This window comes from Lysobacter korlensis (genome assembly GCF_042434515.1).
This window is the reverse complement of sequence record NZ_JBHLTG010000033.1, coordinates 1-2,598: the sequence shown is the minus strand read 5'-3', so window position 1 is coordinate 2,598 and position 2,598 is coordinate 1. Positions and strand designations below refer to the sequence as shown.

The 2,598-nt window shown below is 60.4% G+C and carries 3 protein-coding genes; all 3 read right to left on the bottom strand.

The features are described from left to right. Positions 1-169: 169 nt before the first annotated feature. The 3 genes from ACFFGH_RS34255 to ACFFGH_RS34245 all read right to left on the bottom strand — a co-directional run bounded on the left by ACFFGH_RS34255 (position 170) and on the right by ACFFGH_RS34245 (position 1,600). On the bottom strand, positions 170-529 hold the full coding sequence (locus ACFFGH_RS34255; RefSeq protein ID WP_386677415.1) for a hypothetical protein: 360 nt from the start codon (positions 527-529) through the stop codon (positions 170-172). Positions 530-659: 130 nt separating this feature from the next. Beyond that, a complete protein-coding gene (locus ACFFGH_RS34250) occupies positions 660-1,064 on the bottom strand; it encodes a hypothetical protein (RefSeq protein ID WP_386677414.1) in 405 nt (134 codons plus the stop codon). Between the two features lie 71 nt (positions 1,065-1,135). After that, positions 1,136-1,600 (bottom strand): hypothetical protein, encoded by a 465-nt coding sequence (locus tag ACFFGH_RS34245; RefSeq protein ID WP_386677412.1) that lies wholly within the window; start codon positions 1,598-1,600, stop codon positions 1,136-1,138. Positions 1,601-2,598 lie beyond the last annotated feature (998 nt).

Below are 2,598 nucleotides of genomic sequence, written 5' to 3'. Positions count from 1 at the left end.
TTGGCAGCCGCAACTCGCTCTGCGCAAGAAGCTGATGTGGCGGGTGAGGATTTAGGCACCGACGCGCAAGCGCTCAGGACCAAGATTATCGGGAGCAGCAGACGTCTCATGTGCGCTCTAACACCTGAGTTAAGCCGCGCCGCGAAGCGGCGTCGGCTTGGACGAATTGTTAGGGCCCGACCCCGGACAGTTCCGCCCGGTTAGCCGAGCCCACGGAAAAGCGCCGCAGCGCAGCCGTGAAGCGGTCAATGCTTGCAGGATCACACTGCATGAAAAGGCTGGCCAGCTCACGGCCCTCTGACCGGGCTGCCGGGTACTTGGACTCCACGGTGCTCCACACGCCGATGTGGCCGAGAGTATCCAGGCTGAAGAACTCCAGCCGCAAATAGCCGACGCCGGGCGCGCCGAGCTGGAAGGTCGCTGGCGCGGACGGGCGTTCCAAGAAGCTGGCGAGACCTGCGGCGAGCTCAAGATGGTCTTTGGAAGTGCCCCACAATTCAGTGCCCGCAGCGAACTCTAGATTCTTCACGGCCACTCGATAGCCGACGACTCCATCCCCGTCGTGATTCAGTGAACTCTCGATTGCTAGCACTGCACCCATAGGGCCCTAACACCTGAGTTAAGCCGCGCCGCGAAGCGGCGTCGGCTTGGACAAATTGTTAGACATCAGAGGGCGAAACCTCCCCCGCACGGTTCACATGGAGGTACACAACTTTCAGCTCCTTGCCCTCCCCACGAGAGGGGTCAAAGGTTTGCAGATAGAGCAGCGTGTTATCACCTTCACAGCTCGCACCGACTTTCTCGACGTTGCGGACCTTGAGCTCTGCGGCGACATGCGGCACTTCATGAACGTACTTGCCATTGACCCAGATTGTTAGCCGCGAGCTAGGCTCACGATCGAAATCCTTGGTGTAGCTTACGTGCCCACTGGTGCCAGACGGGCAAGTGAACGAGTACGTCATCTGTGAGTGTGCAGGTGCGCGGAAACCCGATGCAACGGAAGGAAAAGCCGCGGTTGTGGTGATAGCAAACCCAAGAGCGACGAGTACTTTCTTCACGGTCATCCTTATCTCTCCCTGATGGCTAACACCTGAGTTAAGCCGCGCCGCGAAGCGGCGTCGGCTTGGACGAATCGTTAGGTGCCAGCCAGTGAACTAGCGCTAATGGCCAGCGCTGCTCGAATGGCGGCACCGATTTGATCGGGGCTTGTCGCTGTCGGAATCTCCACCAAGCTAGTCTGGTCCAACGTCTTACCTTGTCCGGCGCGAACTAGAGGGGTAATGACGTAGGCGCCCGTACTAGACAGCGACAGCTCAGCAACCGGGCAATTCTTATCTATGGCGAAAGGGCTGCGTTGCCGCAGCAGCTTTGCAAAGTCGTCTAGACCAATCGCCTCATCGTCCGACTCTATCGAGTACCGAGAGAAGGAGGTGGCGGTAGAGCTAACATTGCCCAGCGTCGCGTCCGAGACCGATGTGGCCATGACGATCGCGAGCTCAGTGAGCACAAAATGGCCAAGAGGCGGCCGTGCTGACACCGGGACCGCCGCGATGAACGGCTCGCTCTGGATGATTTTTACTCGCTTCGGGAAGAGGCTCATCTGGCACCTAACACCCAAGTTAAGCCGGCCCGCCCGAGAACCCCTATGGAGTTCTGGAGCTACGAAGCGGGCTCGGCTTGAACGCGTAGTTAGGCCCGAAAGAGTCCGAAGGACTTGGACACTCGCTGGCCCGGGAGAAAGCTGGAGGTCGCGCCGAACCCTCACAGCAACGATCCGATCTTACCCGTCCGCAGCGTCCGAAGGCAGGACACCTGCAGGCGACTGTGTGGGGAGCGCCCGCCAAGAAGCCACAGTGCCTAACGCTTTCAGTTAGGCCCCAGAACCCAGCCGGACGCGGACCGAAAGCGCTTGAGGTCCGGAGTTTCCGAAGGCAGCCAGCTGCCCCGAACGAATACCCCGGGCGCTGCGATGCATGACCGGCACTCTGACTCAGTAAGGCAAGTGTGCGAGGCCAGACAGGGCACCGCTGAGCAAGTACGTCTATTGCCCGCCTAACACCTGAGTTAAGCCGCGCCGCGAAGCGGCGTCGGCTTGGACGAATTGTTAGGCCCGTGCTGCACGCTACTGGCTCGCTTGCTCATGAGCTTGCGCCATGCAGTGCCCAATGGCCACTCCAGGTTGCTCTGACACCATGCACTCGTAGTCCCTGCGCGTGTAGAGCTGGCCTGCAACGCACCTCTCCACGACTTTGGCAGAGCTTTCTGCAACCCATTTGGGATTGAGCGCGCGGTCCGGATCGGAGGCGTGGAGGAACGCCAGCTCGGCGTCTCGGATTGCTTCGCACTCGGCGACGGACAGTGCAGCTGGCCCACAACCGGCGACACCAAACACGGCGAGAAGCAGTGGGGCTGACCTCATCAGACGGCTAACCATGGTCAGGGCCTAACACCCAAGTTAAGCCGAACCGCGAAGCGGTTTCGGCTTGAACGCGTAGTTAGGCCCGAAAGGGTCCGAAGCACCTGGACACTCGCTGGCCCGGAAGAAAGCGTGAGGTCGCGCCGGACCCTGACAGCGACGGGCCGATGTTACCTGTACGA

Coding starts and splice junctions, on each gene's coding strand:
- ACFFGH_RS34250 (WP_386677414.1), bottom strand. CDS start 1,064: ATGACCGTGAAGAAAGTACTCGTCGCTCTTGGGTTTGCTATCACCACA.
- ACFFGH_RS34245 (WP_386677412.1), bottom strand. CDS start 1,600: ATGAGCCTCTTCCCGAAGCGAGTAAAAATCATCCAGAGCGAGCCGTTC.